This window comes from Synechococcales cyanobacterium T60_A2020_003, from assembly GCA_015272205.1.
Taxonomy (GTDB): domain Bacteria; phylum Cyanobacteriota; class Cyanobacteriia; order RECH01; family RECH01; genus JACYMB01.
The window spans coordinates 11,948-27,885 of the sequence record JACYMB010000025.1; the positions used below are offsets into that span (position 1 = coordinate 11,948).

14 protein-coding genes, 1 other RNA gene and 1 riboswitch are annotated in these 15,938 nt (G+C 53.1%); of the genes, 10 read left to right on the forward strand and 5 right to left on the reverse strand.

All coding sequences use genetic code 11. From position 1 onward, the window contains the following. Positions 1-75 precede the first annotated feature (75 nt). Positions 76-2,106, forward strand: a complete 2,031-nt coding sequence (locus IGR76_01290) for an elongation factor G (GenBank protein MBF2077175.1) — start codon at positions 76-78, stop codon at positions 2,104-2,106. A 52-nt stretch (positions 2,107-2,158) separates the two neighbouring features. Beyond that, positions 2,159-2,346: non-coding RNA, 6S RNA (gene ssrS, locus IGR76_01295), on the forward strand. A gap of 83 nt (positions 2,347-2,429) precedes the next feature. Here the strand turns inward: ssrS and IGR76_01300 are convergent. Both IGR76_01300 and IGR76_01305 read right to left on the reverse strand, forming a co-directional pair. After that, on the reverse strand, positions 2,430-3,398 hold the full coding sequence (locus IGR76_01300) for an RsmB/NOP family class I SAM-dependent RNA methyltransferase (protein MBF2077176.1): 969 nt from the start codon (positions 3,396-3,398) through the stop codon (positions 2,430-2,432). Positions 3,399-3,457: 59 nt separating this feature from the next. Beyond that, positions 3,458-4,498, reverse strand: coding sequence for a hypothetical protein (locus IGR76_01305; GenBank protein ID MBF2077177.1), 1,041 nt, complete (start codon positions 4,496-4,498; stop codon positions 3,458-3,460). Between the two features lie 271 nt (positions 4,499-4,769). On the opposite strand from IGR76_01305, the gene IGR76_01310 reads away from it, so the two are divergent. After that, positions 4,770-5,432 carry a response regulator transcription factor gene (locus IGR76_01310; protein MBF2077178.1) on the forward strand — a complete coding sequence of 221 codons (663 nt, stop codon included), beginning with the start codon at positions 4,770-4,772 and terminating at the stop codon, positions 5,430-5,432. A gap of 391 nt (positions 5,433-5,823) precedes the next feature. Here the strand turns inward: IGR76_01310 and IGR76_01315 are convergent, their stop codons facing one another. Beyond that, on the reverse strand, positions 5,824-6,423 hold the full coding sequence (locus IGR76_01315) for a superoxide dismutase (GenBank protein ID MBF2077179.1): 600 nt from the start codon (positions 6,421-6,423) through the stop codon (positions 5,824-5,826). Positions 6,424-7,052: 629 nt separating this feature from the next. Between IGR76_01315 and IGR76_01320 the strand changes: the two genes are divergently transcribed. Further along, positions 7,053-7,238, forward strand: a complete 186-nt coding sequence (locus IGR76_01320; GenBank protein ID MBF2077180.1) for a hypothetical protein — start codon at positions 7,053-7,055, stop codon at positions 7,236-7,238. A 49-nt stretch (positions 7,239-7,287) separates the two neighbouring features. On the opposite strand, the gene map is transcribed toward IGR76_01320, so the two are convergent. After that, positions 7,288-8,067 (reverse strand): type I methionyl aminopeptidase, encoded by a 780-nt coding sequence (gene map / locus IGR76_01325; protein ID MBF2077181.1) that lies wholly within the window; start codon positions 8,065-8,067, stop codon positions 7,288-7,290. A 215-nt stretch (positions 8,068-8,282) separates the two neighbouring features. Between map and IGR76_01330 the strand changes: the two genes are divergently transcribed. Both IGR76_01330 and IGR76_01335 read left to right on the forward strand, forming a co-directional pair. Continuing rightward, entirely contained in the window at positions 8,283-9,773 is a 1,491-nt protein-coding gene (locus tag IGR76_01330; protein MBF2077182.1) for an MBOAT family protein, read from the forward strand. A 186-nt stretch (positions 9,774-9,959) separates the two neighbouring features. Beyond that, positions 9,960-10,487, forward strand: a complete 528-nt coding sequence (locus IGR76_01335) for a hypothetical protein (protein ID MBF2077183.1) — start codon at positions 9,960-9,962, stop codon at positions 10,485-10,487. Between the two features lie 60 nt (positions 10,488-10,547). Here IGR76_01335 and IGR76_01340 read toward each other — a convergent pair whose 3' ends face one another. Beyond that, a complete protein-coding gene (locus IGR76_01340) occupies positions 10,548-11,429 on the reverse strand; it encodes a sugar kinase (GenBank protein MBF2077184.1) in 882 nt (293 codons plus the stop codon). 155 nt (positions 11,430-11,584) lie between these two features. Here IGR76_01340 and IGR76_01345 point away from each other — a divergent pair, with 155 nt between their 5' ends. The 4 genes from IGR76_01345 (at position 11,585) to cobW (ending at position 15,929) form a co-directional block, all read left to right on the forward strand. Then, the gene (locus tag IGR76_01345; protein ID MBF2077185.1) at positions 11,585-12,313 is read left to right on the forward strand and encodes a biotin--[acetyl-CoA-carboxylase] ligase; all 729 of its coding nucleotides are present in this window, start codon (positions 11,585-11,587) and stop codon (positions 12,311-12,313) included. 113 nt (positions 12,314-12,426) lie between these two features. Then, positions 12,427-13,902, forward strand: coding sequence for an N-acetylmuramoyl-L-alanine amidase (locus IGR76_01350; protein MBF2077186.1), 1,476 nt, complete (start codon positions 12,427-12,429; stop codon positions 13,900-13,902). A 54-nt stretch (positions 13,903-13,956) separates the two neighbouring features. Further along, positions 13,957-14,179, forward strand: a riboswitch (cobalamin riboswitch). A gap of 39 nt (positions 14,180-14,218) precedes the next feature. Then, the gene (locus IGR76_01355) at positions 14,219-14,629 is read left to right on the forward strand and encodes a HupE/UreJ family protein (GenBank protein MBF2077187.1); all 411 of its coding nucleotides are present in this window, start codon (positions 14,219-14,221) and stop codon (positions 14,627-14,629) included. Positions 14,630-14,861: 232 nt separating this feature from the next. Next, positions 14,862-15,929 carry a cobalamin biosynthesis protein CobW gene (cobW, locus tag IGR76_01360; protein ID MBF2077188.1) on the forward strand — a complete coding sequence of 356 codons (1,068 nt, stop codon included), beginning with the start codon at positions 14,862-14,864 and terminating at the stop codon, positions 15,927-15,929. Positions 15,930-15,938: the final 9 nt, after the last annotated feature.

A 15,938-nucleotide genomic window follows, 5' to 3' on the forward strand; every position in this document is an offset into this window, starting at 1 on the left:
CTTAATTCAAGGACAACTCATTGCAAGCGTGCTGACTCTAAACATTCCTTACTGTATAAATTGGGAGTGAGTTTTATGCGTGAAAAAGTAGTGTCTGGCTCACGAAACGTGGCGATCGTCGGCCCCTACCTGAGCGGTAAAACCAGCCTTCTCGAAAGTATCCTGTCTGTAACTGGAGCGGTGACCCGCAAGGGCAGGGTTGTTGATGGCAATACCGTTGGGGATAGCTCCACTGAAGCCCGCGATCGCCAAATGAGCGTAGAGGTGAATGCCGCTAGTACTGGGTACGGCGGCATTCGTTTTACATTTCTAGACTGTCCTGGATCGATTGAATTTGTCCAAGAAACCTACAATGCCCTGATCGGTGTGGATGCGGCGATTATTGTCTGTGAACCAGAGTGCGATCGCGTCCTCACCCTAGCGCCCCTGTTCCAATTTCTAGACGATTGGGAAATTCCCCACCTGCTCTTCATCAACAAATTTGACCGTGCCCACAGGAGCCTTGCAGACGTCTTCAAAGCGCTACAAACGGTCTCAAGCCGTCCTCTGGTGCTACATCAGTATCCCATCGGTCAAGGGGAAAATCTCACGGGGTTCATTGACCTCGTGACCGAGAAAGCCTATCACTATCATCCCGGTGCGCCTGCCGATCCAGTTCCTCTGCCAGAATCGCTGCGGGATTTAGAGCATGCTGCCCGCAACGAAATGCTGGAAACGCTTGCCGATTTCGACGATCATTTGCTTGAAGAACTTCTGGAAGAGATTGAGCCGCCGCAAGATGAGATCGTGAAGGATCTCAAGATGGAGTTGGGGGCAGATTTGATTGTGCCTGTGTTTATTGGTATGGCCGATCAAGATTATGGCGTGCGTCCACTGCTGGATGCCCTCCTCCGGGAAGCACCGGATGCCCACGAAACCGCAGAACGACGGGCGATCGCCGCTGAAGATGAAGATAACGTTGTCGCCCAAGTCCTCAAAACCTACTACACCCCCCAAGGTGGCAAACTTTCCCTAGTGCGGGTATGGGACGGAACGTTGATTGACGGCTCAACCCTCAGCAATATGCGGGTAGGCGGTGTGTATCGCCTCATGGGACAGCAGCAGCAAAGTCTGAATGCAGCAGCGGCGGGTGAAATCGTTGCCATCGCGCGGATGGATGCCCTCAAGACAGGGGAGACCTTGAGCGATCGCCCCGTTGAAGCCCTTCCCAAGGTCGATCCCATGCTGCCTGTTTACGCCTTGGCGATCGCCCCAGAGCGGCGCAGCGACGAGGTGAAACTCAGTGTGGCCTTAGCGAAACTCACGGATGAAGATCCGTCCCTCGCCTGGGAGCAGCACGGCGATACCCACGAAGTGATTCTCTGGGGACAGGGCGAAATTCACCTCCAGGTGGCACTGGATCGCCTGCGTCGGAAGCATAACCTGCCGATGACCACCCATCTACCCCAGGTGCCCTACAAAGAAACCATTCGCCGCCCTGCCAAAGATGTCCACGGACGTTACAAGCACCAGACCGGAGGCCATGGACAGTTTGGCGATGTGTATTTGGACATCATGCCGCTGTCTCGTGGCGAAGGGTTTACCTTCTCGGAAAACATCGTCGGTGGTGTAGTGCCCCGTCAGTACATTCCTGGTGTAGAGCTTGGCGTGCGGGAGTATCTGGTGCAGGGGCCTTTAGGCTTCCCTGTAGTGGATGTCGCCGTGACGCTCACCAATGGTTCCTATCACTCGGTTGATAGTTCCGAGCAAGCCTTCAAGCAAGCGGCTCGGATCGCCATGCAAGCGGGAATGGCGCAGTGTGAACCCTCTCTGTTAGAACCGATCCTCCAAGTGACGATTTCGGTTCCAAACGAGTTCACGTCGAATGTGCTGCGCTTGCTGAGCACCCGCCGGGGTCAAATTCTCGGCTATGATGCCAAACCCAATTGGCGCGGCTGGGATGAGATATCGGCCTATCTCCCTCAGGCTGAAATGGCGAATTTGATTGTAGAGTTGCGATCGCTCACCTTGGGCGTTGGCTTCTTCAATTGGCAATTCGATCATCTTCAGGAGGTGCCAGATAAATTAGTGGATCAGGTGCTAGCGCGTACCAATGGCAATCAGTGATCAGGTTCCTACCCCTTCGCATCCACCAAGAAAAACACTACAATGGCAACAGGTTCTACTGCGGCGTTGGTGACTGCCAATAATGTTTTATTGATCTATGCTGCTTACAAAAGGGAATCGAACAGATGCATCTGGTGGCAGTAGACCGGGCTTGTACCCGGAAACTTCAAACTAGAGCCTCGATACCCACCTGGTTTTTCCAGGTCAAAAGCTGAGGCAAAACGGCGTTGCGGTGAGCCCCTCACCCATTAAAGTTTTGACTTGGACAGTGTACCCTTGTCTCGCGAATAGCGGGCAAGGGTCTTTTAATGGTTCAGCGTTTATCACTCAACAGCGTGGGAGCGCCACCGGACTGAACAATTCTCCAGTGAGATAGATGGCTTGCTGCCGGACTCCGTATTTTGGAACAACACGGTAAACGCTCCGGCTCCCAAGCCCGATTGGGGAAATATACGGTAGCAGGGGATGGAGGCCAAATGAGACTGAAACGGTTCTAACGCTGGAACGGGAAGAGGCTGAAACTGCGGAAATCGTTCCAGTAACCAGGTGCAAACCTGTTCGTTTTCCTCTGGGGAATAGGCACAGGTCATGTAGAGCAGATATCCACCGGGCGCAACCACAGCGGCGGAGTTGGCCAGGATTCGCTTTTGGCGATTGGCATTTTTGTTGATGGTGACGGGATGAAAGCAACCGGGGGCTTTTTGGCCTTTGGCGAGTAAGGACTGTCCGGTGCAGGGGGCATCCACTAGCACCACGTCTGCGGTGTGGGCGAACGGCTCTGCTAGAACTTGGGTATCGGCACTGAGAGCGATCGCCGGATGGATGTGACAGCGTTTCAAATTAGAAATCAATGCCCCCACTCGTTTGCCAATCACCTCGTTGCAGATTAACTGCTGAGGGTGGAGTGTGTTCCAGGCCAGGATACTTTTGCCCCCTGGCGAGGCGCACATATCCACAATTATGCTATCCGTTACTTGCTCCGCGATGGACAGCAGCGGGGATGCCGCAAAAACGGATGAAAAGTCGAGACAGTAAAAGGCTCCGGCCTCGTGGAGGGGATGCTGTCCGGGTTTTGGCGTGCCGCGCAGCCGATCGACAAAGGTGGGTTGCCACGGTAACGGAGGTTCCACATCAAAGGGATTAGCGGATGGGCGATCGCCACACCAGGCAATGCAGGGTAAATACAGTTTAGGGACAGTGAGCGCCTCTATGAACTCAGCCTGATCGGGTTCGGCGCGAAAAAGCTGGCGGCTGAGTTTGAGGAGCAGCTTTGAGGGAGAGGACTGGGACATGGAATCCAGGAGGGTGCAGACACGCATCCCATCATAGAGCGATCGCCCCTTCCTTGGGATTAAAGTTCGCCTTGGTCTGGATGGAGGGCTAGAGGGGCGATCGCCTGCTCTAAGTCCAACTCCAAAAACTGATCGAGCGCCATGTAAATCCAGTACAGAAACGAATGGGGATCTTGTACGGTTTTTTGGAAACCCAGCACCGATGCCAAATCTTCATCGGAGGGGTGAATGGGTAGCGCATAGAGGTCGCAGAGATTCGGGAAATCCTCTCGCATCCGTTTCAGGGTTGCTTTGGAGTCGTCTAAAAACTGAAGCACGGTTTCCTGGTTTGCGTACTGTGGATTAATTTTCCAACTGCGAACAAAAACGGCTAGACAGTCCGGATCACCGGGAGTAGCCAGGGTCATCGGGTCGTCGTCGCTGACGGTGCTGAGGTGGAGGCTGGAACTGGGAGGATGGAAAAATTTTTCCTCGGAAACGCTAGCTACGGGAAACAGCATGTAGAATCCGATGGGCTGTTGGTTATCCTGGCGGCGTAACACCCGCATCCCGGTTGGGTAGTCCCGTGCCCACTTCCGCAATACCTTTGTAATCTTATAGGCTGTGGTTGCCATGTCTTGGGTCAGCCAACTGTAACTTTGGGCAATGCAATTGGCGACCGGGATGGTGTCTATGCGGGGATTGAAGTCGTCGGGCTGAGCGGCAACGGTGAGGGGAGTCGGTGATGGTTGCAGCAGTTCGGGAACTGTGCGGAGTCGCAACACCAGGGTATTGCCGTCAAAGTTTTTTTCAACCAGACCCGCTTTCACCAGTTGATCGATCATCATGCCTGCGGCGCGATCGCTCCCCCGTTCCGTATCGGCATAGAACAGTTCAGCGGCTTCCCGATGGGTGCAGGGAACCGTACCGGAAATCGGTTCAAGGGCTTCAATAGATTGCTGGATTAACTGCTTTTGCTGTTTGAGCATCAGGTAAACCCAGAGTCGGACGAAGCATCGGGCACGACGGCGCGTTAGCCCCGTTTGCACTTGTAACAGTCGTTCCGTTAGGGACTTCTCCACCTCTGATGGCAACCACTGATCGAAGCTTGAGATATTCATCATTTGCGTCATGGTATCCATACCCGATTCCAGAACTTTGTAGACTCGTAGTGCCTGTTCTCAAGAAAAACTTCACCCTCCTTCAGTGTACTTCCGGACGCTACAGGCTTCTATTTCCCTCTACAAACGGCTGAAAGCCTCTACAGGCCGCTCATTGAGGCTTCCTAGGATGAGGATGGATAGTGAAACTATAGCGATCGCAAATGTTGGATAGGTTCGCTCACGGGTGCGATCGCCCTACCGTATCTCATCAACCAAGGAGATTAAGACCGTGTTTAGCATTGCCCCCAATCAAATTCGTCGGTTTTCAGTTAACGCCCCAGTTCGTTCTCCGCGCCAGGATCGCCAGCCTCCTTCACTGCCCCAAAGGGAATCCCTCGACTTCTTGGCAACCGTGATGGAAGGATTGATGGACGGCATTTTGATCGTGACCACCCAAGGGAAAGTCGTGCAGATGAACGTTCGCGCCCGCGACATCTGCCGTCAGTTACAAGGACTGCGCGGTCAGGATCAGCATAAGGTTGCGCCGATTAATGCTCTACCTGCCGAGGTCTGGCGTGTGTGTGAAGCCTTGATCGAGAGTCGCGATCTGTGGGATGACGCGATCGCCCCAGAGTCGGAACTGCGGATTGAAGGCGACAAAGTGTATCGAGTGCGGGTGCACTGGCTGCGTTTCCAGGTGGATGAACAGTCCTGCATTTTGGTGACGCTGGAAGATCGGCTGCAAGCGTTAGAAAGTATGGCGATCGCAGATGCCCAAAAGTATGGGCTGACCGAACGCGAGGCTGAAGTGTGGCGACTGCGGCTCTTGGGACGGTCGTATCAGCAAATTGCGACCGAACTGTATATTGCCGAAAACACGGTGAAAAAGCATATTAAGAGCATCTTTTCCAAGCGACGCAGCATTTTGGGTGATCTGGATCCCACGGTCTAGCCACTGAGCTTCACCAAATGCCAGGGCGGTCATCTACATCTGCCTTAACCCAATCGAAGTCGGAGGTCTACATAGCGCTTTGCTTGTTTAATGGCTTCCGTTTGCGTAAACGCACAAGGCACTGCTACAGCACAACTGGCATCGTGATTCGCCCATACTGAGTAGTAAATTTGTCCATTTTCTTCACTTTGATCGACGTCTAGACGCCATCCTCGGTAGGTAAAAGACCAAATGATATGGGGAAAGTCAGGAGTTGAGAAGATCATACTAGACCCAATGACTGTGAAAGGCAGCTCTGCCTTGCCAAGACAGAGCTGCTAAGTCGGATTCTATTCAGGGCAACTGAGCGTTACTGGCATGATCGTGAGGGTGATGCTCTCAAAAAACGTGACTAAGCGGCAGCCAAATTTTGAGCGGCAAAATCCCAGTTCACTAAATTCGATAGAAACGCTCCAATATAGTCAGGCCGCCTATTCTGATAATCCAGATAATAGGCATGTTCCCAGACATCCATCGTCAGCAGAGGCACTTGACCACTCGTCAGAGGATTATCAGCGTTCAACGTCTTAGTGACCTTGAGTGTGCCATTGTCAAGCACTAGCCAAGCCCAACCACTACCAAATTGCGTGGCACCTGCGTCCTTAAAGGCGGCGGCAAACTGCTCAAAACTGCCAAAATCAGCATCAATTTTCTGGGCTAGATCGCCTGTCGGTAAACCACCACCACTGGGCTTCATACTGTTCCAATAGAAGGTATGGTTCCAGGCCTGTGCAGCGTTATTGAAAATACCTGTTTTAGAAGAGTCGCCAGCGATCGCTTTAATCACAGCTTCAATCGGCTGACTATCTAAATCGCTTCCCTTCACCGCATCATTAAACTTGCTAACGTAAGCCGCATGATGCTTGTCATGATGAAACTCAAGGGTACTCTTGGAAATGTAGGGCTCAAGCGCCGTGTAGTCGTAGGGTAAATTTGGAAGCTCGTATGCCATGGGTTCTCAATTCTCTCAACGAATATGCTGTGAATATGCTGTTATATGGCAGGGAGTACATCGGTCAACACTCACTCAGTTCCGGGAAATAGCGAACGGCTCAGCCAACGTTGATGTAGCAGTAGCACTCCAAATACTGAGCTTTTACTGTACCTCCCTTCATCGAGTACGTTACCAAATCGCTTCCTATTGTTCTATGCCCCTCAGGGGTATTGATCTGTCCCTATCAACGGCGTTCCACTAATGAAACACCAACATTACTCGTCCATCGTGACGCTGTTCTACCTTTTCTACATCTCTCTTAAGTCTGAGTTCTGGGTGTCCCGTTCAGTACTAAAATCCGTGTAAACTCTGGATCAGCCACGCTCGGATTTTACAGAATTCATACAGCAAAATCAGCGGTTTGTCGGACAGGATTTTAGGGGTTTAGCGGTCATACTAAACGAAATGTCTTACTGGTCGGTGAAAGTTCCATTGACAATGTATTTATCAGGGTATTTCGTTTAGGAGGTTAGTCAGCCCGATTCGTTGCCCTCGTGATTCAAGTCCATAAGCCTTGAATGTTTAGAGTTAAGGAATCGGGAGGACTCCTCAGGCAAGCTGCGTCTACAGATTGGAGATACGTATCAATGAACCAACGACGTCCTACTCCCTTAAAAACAAACCCCTTTACCACCTACCGTGATCCCGAAACCGGACGATGGCAGGTTGTGCCTGCGGATTCGTCCAATCCTGGGTGTGATCGAATGGCAGAAGGGGGGGCTTACTCCACAGATGAGGGATGCCGCATCATTGAAACAGCGACCGCGCGTTGAGGGGTTACGCTTCAAACGTGCGATCGCTCTCTCTAATCAAATGAGATTCCTAGACGAGGGCTGGTTTTGGCAGCATCGTCAAAATTTCGACACCGCTGGGTGTGACAGCGATGGTGTGCTCGAACTGGGCTGAGAGCTTGCGATCGCGCGTTACCGCTGTCCAGCCATCGTCTAGGACTTCCACTTCCCAGGTTCCTTCATTAATCATGGGTTCGATGGTGAACACCATCCCAGGACGGATTTTTTTGCCTCGTCCACGGGTGCCGTAGTGGGGAACTTGGGGCGCAGTATGGAAGACTCGGCTGACCCCGTGCCCTACAAAATCACGGACGACGGAAAAGCCTGCTGCTTCCGCATAGTCCTGAATTGCTGCGCCAATATCGCCAATGCGAGCACCAGGTTGCACCGCTGCAATACCCCGCATGAGACATTCTTCCGTCACCTCCACCAGTTTTTGCGCCTGAGCCGATGGTTCTCCGACAAAAAAAGTTTTAGACGTATCCCCGTGATAGCCATCGAGGGTCGGCGTGACGTCAATATTAATGATGTCTCCCTCGCGCAAAATTTGCTTTGCGTCGGGGATGCCGTGACACACCACCTCGTTAATGCTGGTGCAAATGGATTTTGGGAAGCCGTGATAGCCCAAGGGTGCACTTTTGGCTCCCCGCTCCTGGGTCCAGCGTTCAGCTTCGTCGTTGAGCTCGAGCGTGCTGATGCCGGGTTTTACCATCTTGCCTAGATGCTCTAGCAGTTCGGCGGCGAGTTGGCCTGCTTGGCGCATTTTCTCGATTTCTCGGCTGGAAAGTAAAACAATTGCTTCGTTATCCATGAGTTTCTTCTGCTCTCAGTGTGCGATCGCCTTGAGTTAAACTAAGCCCCATAGGGAATGTGTCTACCCTTATACTCTACCTGGGTTTGGGGGGCGTTGTGGAGAATAGGAGATTGTGACATTCTCTGCGACGCAAGCCGCAAAACGCTTTATATAGACTAAGATACTAGCGATCGCCATAGGGATAGCGTAGATCCATCACCTAAACGCAGCTTATGACATTCCTTTCTATTCTCTACGGACTATTTCTGCTCAGTGTTTTGGGAATTTATTGGACAGTGGAGGGGCGATCGCTCCGACTGTGGGTGATCCTGCTGGCCAGTTTGGTGTTCTACAGCTCGTCGCAGGTGCAGTACGTGCCGCTGCTGTTCGCGATCACGGGCATTACCTTCTACATCGGTCTTGCCCTTAGTTCCCCGATGGATTGGCGCATCCCCAACGATAGCTGGCAGTTTGCCCAACAGGACTGGAATCGTCGTCGGCTACGGCTGCTGTGGGTAGGCATTATTGCAAATGTGCTGCTGTTGTTGGGCTTCAAATACGTGCCGTTTCTGCTGTCTACCGTTGGGATTGTGCTGCCTGCGGCGCAGTCGGGCGCAAGCTGGGTCAGCGATCATTTGATTGTGCCCCTGGGTATCAGCTTTTTCTGTTTTGAATGCATTTCCTACCTGGTGGACGTGTACCGAGGTGCGCCTGCCACGCGGGACTTTCTAAAATTTTCGGCCTACAAATTTTTCTTCCCAAAACTGATTTCTGGCCCCATCACCCGCTTCCACGGACTAGCTGTTGAATTCCAAAAGAGCGAGTTTCCAAAAGTCAGCCAGATCGCAGAAGGCTTGTGGTTGATTGCCTGTGGTGCAGTGAAGAAGCTGCTGATTGCCGACCATTTGGGAACGGTGGTGGATCTCAATTTCGCCAATCTAGATCGGGCGGGCAGTGGCGATCTGTGGCTGGCGATTTTTGCCTACGGATTTCAGCTTTATCTGGACTTTAGCGGTTACGTAGACGTGGCACGCGGCACCGCGATTCTGATGGGCTTTAATTTGCCCCAAAACTTTTTCTTTCCCTATATGACTACCAGCATTGCCGATTTTTGGCGACGGTGGCACATGACCCTGGGGGACTGGCTGCGGAATTACCTGTATTTTCCCTTAGGCGGATCGCGTCAGGGCTTAACCCGAACCTGTCTGAATTTGATGATCGTCATGCTGATTGCCGGATTGTGGCATGGGGCAGCCTGGGGGTTTGTGGTGTGGGGTGGTTTGCATGGGGCGGCGTTGGTGGTGCATCGGGTGAATCATGAGATTTCGCAGCGATCGCCCGCTTTGAGTGCCTGGTGGGGCAGTGTTCCGGGTACGGTGACGGCCTGGGGAATTACCCAGGGCATGGTCTTTTTTACCTGGCTCTTTTTCCGGTTACCCAATCTGGGTGATTCCTGGCTGGTGCTGCAACGGCTGTGGGGGCATCCCGCTGATGTGCAGTTTGCCCAGAAGATCTACGCGGAAACGCTGCACATGGGGCGGATGGATATTGCGTTGCTGATGGGGGCGATCGCCCTCGGTATGGCCGGGATCTACGCGGTACAGCGGGGGTTGAAAGTGCAGCTCAACTGGACGGTGAAGTTGGCGCTGGTACCGCTGTGCTTTGTGATGGCGTGGCTCCTGGCTCCTAGTAACAGCAGTCCTTATATTTACTTTGATTTTTAGATTTGCTTGCTGGCCGTGGGGCAATCGCCTTTGGTGAGGCAATCAAGAGTACACACAGGGGTACTGTGGTGACCACCCTGAATTCGGAACAATAGCAGCAGAAGGGATGGAGTTGCACCCTCGAGCGGATCGAGAAATCATCCGCTCTTCTCTGTTTTGTCTGTTGAAACGCTGGGGGCAAGGCGCATGTACCGAGACTTGCAAACTCGCTTCATTTTGTGGCTAGCTCGTACGTTGAATCCTCCCGTGTTGCGCGATCGCCCCATTCAGATTTGTCCAGACCACCTGCGAAATCTGCCCGATGGAACCCTAGGACGAGAAGTGGTGCGATTTTGGGACGAAAACCAATTTGAGCCGATCGAATCGGGCGATTACATTCAGCGTACCCACGACATTTGGCACGTTGTGACCGGACTGTCGGCCTCCGAGCACGACGAGTTTATGCTGCAAGCCTTTACCCGTGCCCAGGTGTTTCGCCCCACCAGTGCGATCGTGGTGTTATATGGTGTGGTGCATCGTTCCCTGTCTTGGCGAGAATTGCGGTACAGTCTGCACTGGGGACGGATAGCCCAGCGCTTGCTGGATTGGGATATCGAGGCGGACTGGGCAACTCCACTGCCTGAAGTGCGCCGCAAACTGGGACTTCCCCAAGTGTCGCTTTCCAAGCAGACCCGAAAGCAGCAATCAGCCATCCCGGACACCATGAATCACTGAAGAGGATCGGGATTGAAACCAAGGGCGCCACTCCATCACTCCATTACCCCATCCCCCTCTTCACCCATCTCCCCCTCTCATCCACCCCCGCGTCCCAAAAAACTGACACGACCGAGACGCGATCGCCGCTGCTCGTTTCAGGGCTTCCGGAAAGGTGTTTTTTAGATAGAAATGACAAAACGCGCCGTGGAGGATATCGCCTGCACCCAAGGTATCCACCACTGAACAGGCGGGAATCGGAATTTCGCCCGTTTGCGTCCCCATCTGAAACAGGATTGGCTCTGCGCCTCGACTGACGGCGATATGGGGAATCCGAAGAGATTGGAGATAGGCGATCGCCTCCTCTGGGGTTTCACAACCCGGAGGATGGAAATTAGCGGATGCAATCACGACATTGGCCAAGGGTAAGACCGCTTCAAAACCGGGTTTCCAACTGCCACCGTCAATCACCACGGGAATGCAAGCTTCATTTGCCAGTAATGCGATCGCCCGTCCTACAGCCATTTGATGGCCATCGATCAGCACAATAGCAATCGTCTGCGTGCGGATGAGTTCGGTCAGTTCCTCTGGAATACTCTCCACGGGCGCTTGGCGGCGCACGGCATTCATCGACACTACCGCGCGATCGCCCGTTGTTTCGGTGACGAGAATAGACGAGATGGGTGGTGGACTGGGATTCTGGGGATCTAAATCAGCGATCGCCCCATCCCAAGCCTGAACATCGGCATGGATCATCTGACTGAGGGGATGACAACCGACGGCACTCAGGATCATGGCTCGATTCCCGAAATGCTGAAAGGCGATCGCTCCATTCGTTGCAGGTCCTCCCGCCGCCAGCAGCGTATCGGAAGCCACGATCTTCTGGTTTGCGGTAGGAGGAGCCTCAACCCGGTAGATCATGTCTAAGGTTGTCAGCCCTACGAATAAGCCAAAGTGGGTCATCGTTGCCAATTCACCGTTCGCGTTACCATTCAAGATAGTCTTTTTCGTCGTTCTACCGCAGGCTCAACCCGGTGTCCTTCAATCCCGCTCGATTCATCCAGACCTTGCATACGCTGGAGTTGCCATCACCTCTAGCGCAACTATCACGACCTGCCGTGAGTCTGTATGAATACGACGTTGTGAACTCTACAAACCGGGTTCTGTGGGACTTGCTGGCACAGGGACACCGGGAAGGAACCACCGTCATTGCGGCACGGCAAGATGCAGGGCGTGGGCAATGGGGACGATTCTGGCAGTCGGAACCGGGAGGGCTTTATCTATCGGTGGCTTTAGAACCGCAGTGTCCGGTTGCGGAAGGTGGACAGTTAATGCTGTGTACGACGTGGGGAATTGCTGCTGTCCTCCGCCATTATGGTGTTCCGGTTCAGATCAAGTGGTTTAACGATTTAGTGATTGGACGCCAAAAGCTGGGCGGAATTTTAATCGAAACGCGGATGGCTCAGGGGCAGATTAGCCAAGCGGTTGTGGGCGTGGGTATTAATTGGGAGAATTCTGTACCGGAGACCGGAATCACCCTAAAATCTGTCGTTACTCAGCGAAATATCCCGTCGATTACCCGTCTGGAGGAGGTAGGGGCGATCGCCCTCAATGGCATTCTGGCGGGCTATAGCTACTGGAAAATCCACGGTATTGATCCGATTTTGCCTGCTTACCAAAGCCTGCTGACGCGGATTGGAACCCCTATTCAGATCCATCAGTCTTCAGGACAGGTGCTTGGCGTAACGGCTAACGGTCATCTCCGGGTGATGGAGTTGGATCAGGCCGGAAACGCCGTGACCGAACTCCAGTTCAAACCGGGCGATATTCAGTTGGGCTATCGCTAGATACCTAATAGATCCCCATGTCCGGTATCTTAAAGTATCTTAAATAAGCTAAATAATCCTTTGTCTCAATTTTGTCTCAATCGTTTCGTTCCTACACACCCACTCCATACCCTATGAATAAGTTTGTTTCTCTGCGGTTGCGATGGCTTTCGTTGAGTGCATTTTGGTTTGCAGCATGGGCGATCGCTGCCCCTTCATCGGCGATCGCATCGGTTGCTCGTACGTCTGAAATCCAACCCGAATCTTCGTCGCTCAATCAGACGGCGTCCCTGTTGCTAGCTCAAGATTCCGCTACCGCACAGTTAGACTCGATTCAAGCCACCACTGATGGATTTTTCATCCGAACCCGTGGAGCCGCACCGCTGATCGAGATGCCTCGTCAGCCTAACTCTGAGCGGATGACCTTTATTGTCGAAAATGGAGCCCTATCGTCGCAATTTAATCCAGCTACCCTGCCTCAGAACATCAACGGTGTGAGTCAGTGGACGGTCACCGCGCTGGAGGATGGTGGGCTGGAGATTACCTTAGATTTGGCTGCCGAAGGGGTAACCTGGCAAGCCTCGGCCAGTCCCCTCGGTGGCATTGTGATTATTCCCGTTTCGGGACGGTCGAACATTATCAATTTTCAAGCGACCGAGACGCCAACTGAAGCAGTTGCGGCACCTGCGGTAATTCAATCCATTACTGTATCGCCTACCGGAATTTTGCAGATCGATGCGGATAGTCCGTTTACGACGGAGGAATCCTGGGATCGGGCAACGGCTTACTACCGGATTGTGATTCCGAATGCTCGGCTTGGGGAAGGGGTTCTATCTCCGGCAGTTCCGGCGAACAGTGCGCTGCTGCGCGTCACGGTGTCTCAGGATGGCGATAGTGTGGTCGTTTTGGCTCAGCCTGCCGCAGGTGTGTTTGTGGTTGGCGGCACCATGCTGGCTGACCAACAGTTTGCCCTGGAATTAGATCAAAATGGACGGCGGGTTCCTCTGGCAAGGAACGGGGATATTGATACATCCAGCGGTGAACTACCAGACCTGTCAGACCAAACCTTAGTGGTGGTTCTCGATCCGGGACACGGCGGCACTGACCCAGGGGCGGTCGGCATCAATGGACTCAGTGAACTTGACGTCGTTCTTCCGGTCGCTCAAGAGGTGGCGGCGATTCTGGAGGAACAAGGCGTTAGCGCCACCTTGACGCGCACCAACGATAGCCAAACGATTGACCTCGCCCCACGGGTACAGACGGCAGAACGCGCCGATGCCGATCTGTTTGTGAGCATCCATGCCAACGCCATCAGCATGAGCCGTCCAGATATCAACGGCATCGAAACCTACTATGCCTCCGATCGCGGTCGCCCCCTAGCACAGGCGATTCAGTCCAATATGGTTGAACTCACAGGAATGCGCGATCGCGGCATCAAAACGGCTCGGTTCTACGTGATTGTGAATACCTCCATGCCTGCGGTGCTGGTGGAACTGGGATTTGTGACTGGTTCAGAGGATGCACCTCTGTTGTCTGATCCTGCGGTGCGTAGCCTGATGGCTGAGGCGATCGCCCGTGGCATTTTGGAATACGCGGAACAAAACTTCTAGGAACGTCCTAGAGAAAAGTTAAAGTTCGTGGCATAGCTGCCGTGATAGAGTAACCTGGCAAACAGAATCGTCGGTTTCAGTGGGGAACAGCCACTGAAGGTGGGTCAACAGGATCCATCGGGGAAAGCTTGGTGAAAGTCCAACACTGTCCCGCAACTGTGATTAGCGTTTTGAGGAATGAGTTTTGACGGTTGAATGCAGTGTTCACTCAAAACTCAAACCTAAACACTCAAAACTCTCTAAAGTCAGAACGCCCACCGACCCATGCATTTCCAGTTCACACATCTGCGAGGTACGGATCGTGTCTAGTTTCAAGATTTTTGCTCGTCCAAATTGGGGGCACTTAGCGATTGGTTTATCTGCCTTCCTGGTTTTGGCATGGTCTACGCCTGCCTTTGCTCACCATGCGCTGGGGGGCAGAACCCCCGCAATTTTTTTTGAGGGATTCACATCTGGCTTGGCTCACCCTGTCATTGGGGTGGATCATTTCGCCTTTGTGGTGGTGATTGGTTTACTTTCGGCCTTAAAGCCCCGTGGAATTTGGATTTCGGTTGCTTTTGCGCTGGCGGCGATCGCCGGAACCGGATTGCACCTCATGAGTTTAGACCTGCCCGGAGCGGAACTGTTTATTTCGGCGTCGGTGCTGGCGTTTGGTTTGCTGTTGGCAATTCCGAAGCGTTGTTGGGGTAAATCCCATCCTATAGCTCCTACATCCTATAGCTCCTAATGGATCTCCCTAATTTCCCTTAAGAAGGGGACTTGGGGACTGTTCTCCCCTTTTCAAGGGGGGCTAGGGGAGGTCTCCCAAGACATTCTGAATGAAAAGAGATCTAGATACACCATAACCCTAGGGAAAATCGCACCCAACGTCTGACCTCCTCTTGGTTGAATTAGATCGATACTCATCCATTCTCTACAGAAGGGCGATCGCCCTGTTCTTTACTTGAACTCCGAATCCGATGCATAAAATTCCTGTCACGGTCGTTACTGGTTTTCTGGGCGCAGGGAAAACTACCCTGATCCGCCATCTGCTACAAAATAATGAAGGTCGCCGCATTGCCGTCTTGGTGAACGAATTTGGCGAAGTCGGCATTGACGGTGAAGTGCTGCGGTCGTGCCAGGTGTGCGACGAGGACGAACCTGCCGACACCAATATTCTGGAACTGAATAACGGCTGCCTGTGCTGCACCGTCCAGGAAGAATTTTTGCCCACCATGCAGGCACTGCTGAAACGGCGCGATCGCATCGACTGTATTTTGATTGAAACCTCTGGATTGGCCTTGCCGAAACCGCTGGTGCAAGCCTTCCGCTGGCACGAACTCCGCACCCACGCCACGGTGGATGGCGTTGTTACCGTTGTGGATTGCGAAGCGTTGGCCTCTGGACAGTTGGTTGGCGATCTGGAAGCCCTTCACGCCCAGCGCTTAGCCGACGACAGCCTGGAACATGAAACCCCCATCGAAGAATTGTTTGAAGATCAGCTGGCCTGTGCGGATATGGTGCTGTTGACCAAGGTGGATAGCGTCACCCCTGAACAGCGATCGCAGGTTGAACGTTGGCTGCGTCACGAATTGCGGGATGGGGTGAAGGTGATTCCCTGTACCCAGGGTGAGATCGCGCCTGAGGTTTTACTAGGCTTCAACGCGGCGGTGGAAGATAACCTGGACAGTCGCCCTAGTCACCATGATCATGAAGACGACCATGATCACGACGATGACATTGAATCGATTCCGGTGGTGGTCGATCAGGCCTTTGACCCCGATCGCCTAGTCGCGCAGCTTAAAACCTTAGTCCAAACCCAAGAAGTCTATCGGATTAAGGGATTCGTCAACGTGCCGAACAAGCCCATGCGCCTGGTGCTACAAGGGGTGGGCGATCGCTTCAGCTCTTTCTATGACCGTCCCTGGCAACCGGGAGAACCTCGCCAAACGCGGCTGATCGTCATTGGGCGATCGCTCCAAGCAGAGCAAATTCAGGGGGCGCTCCAAACCGCCGCATCAAACTTGGAAGCAAGTGCGAGACAATAGGGCAAGAGA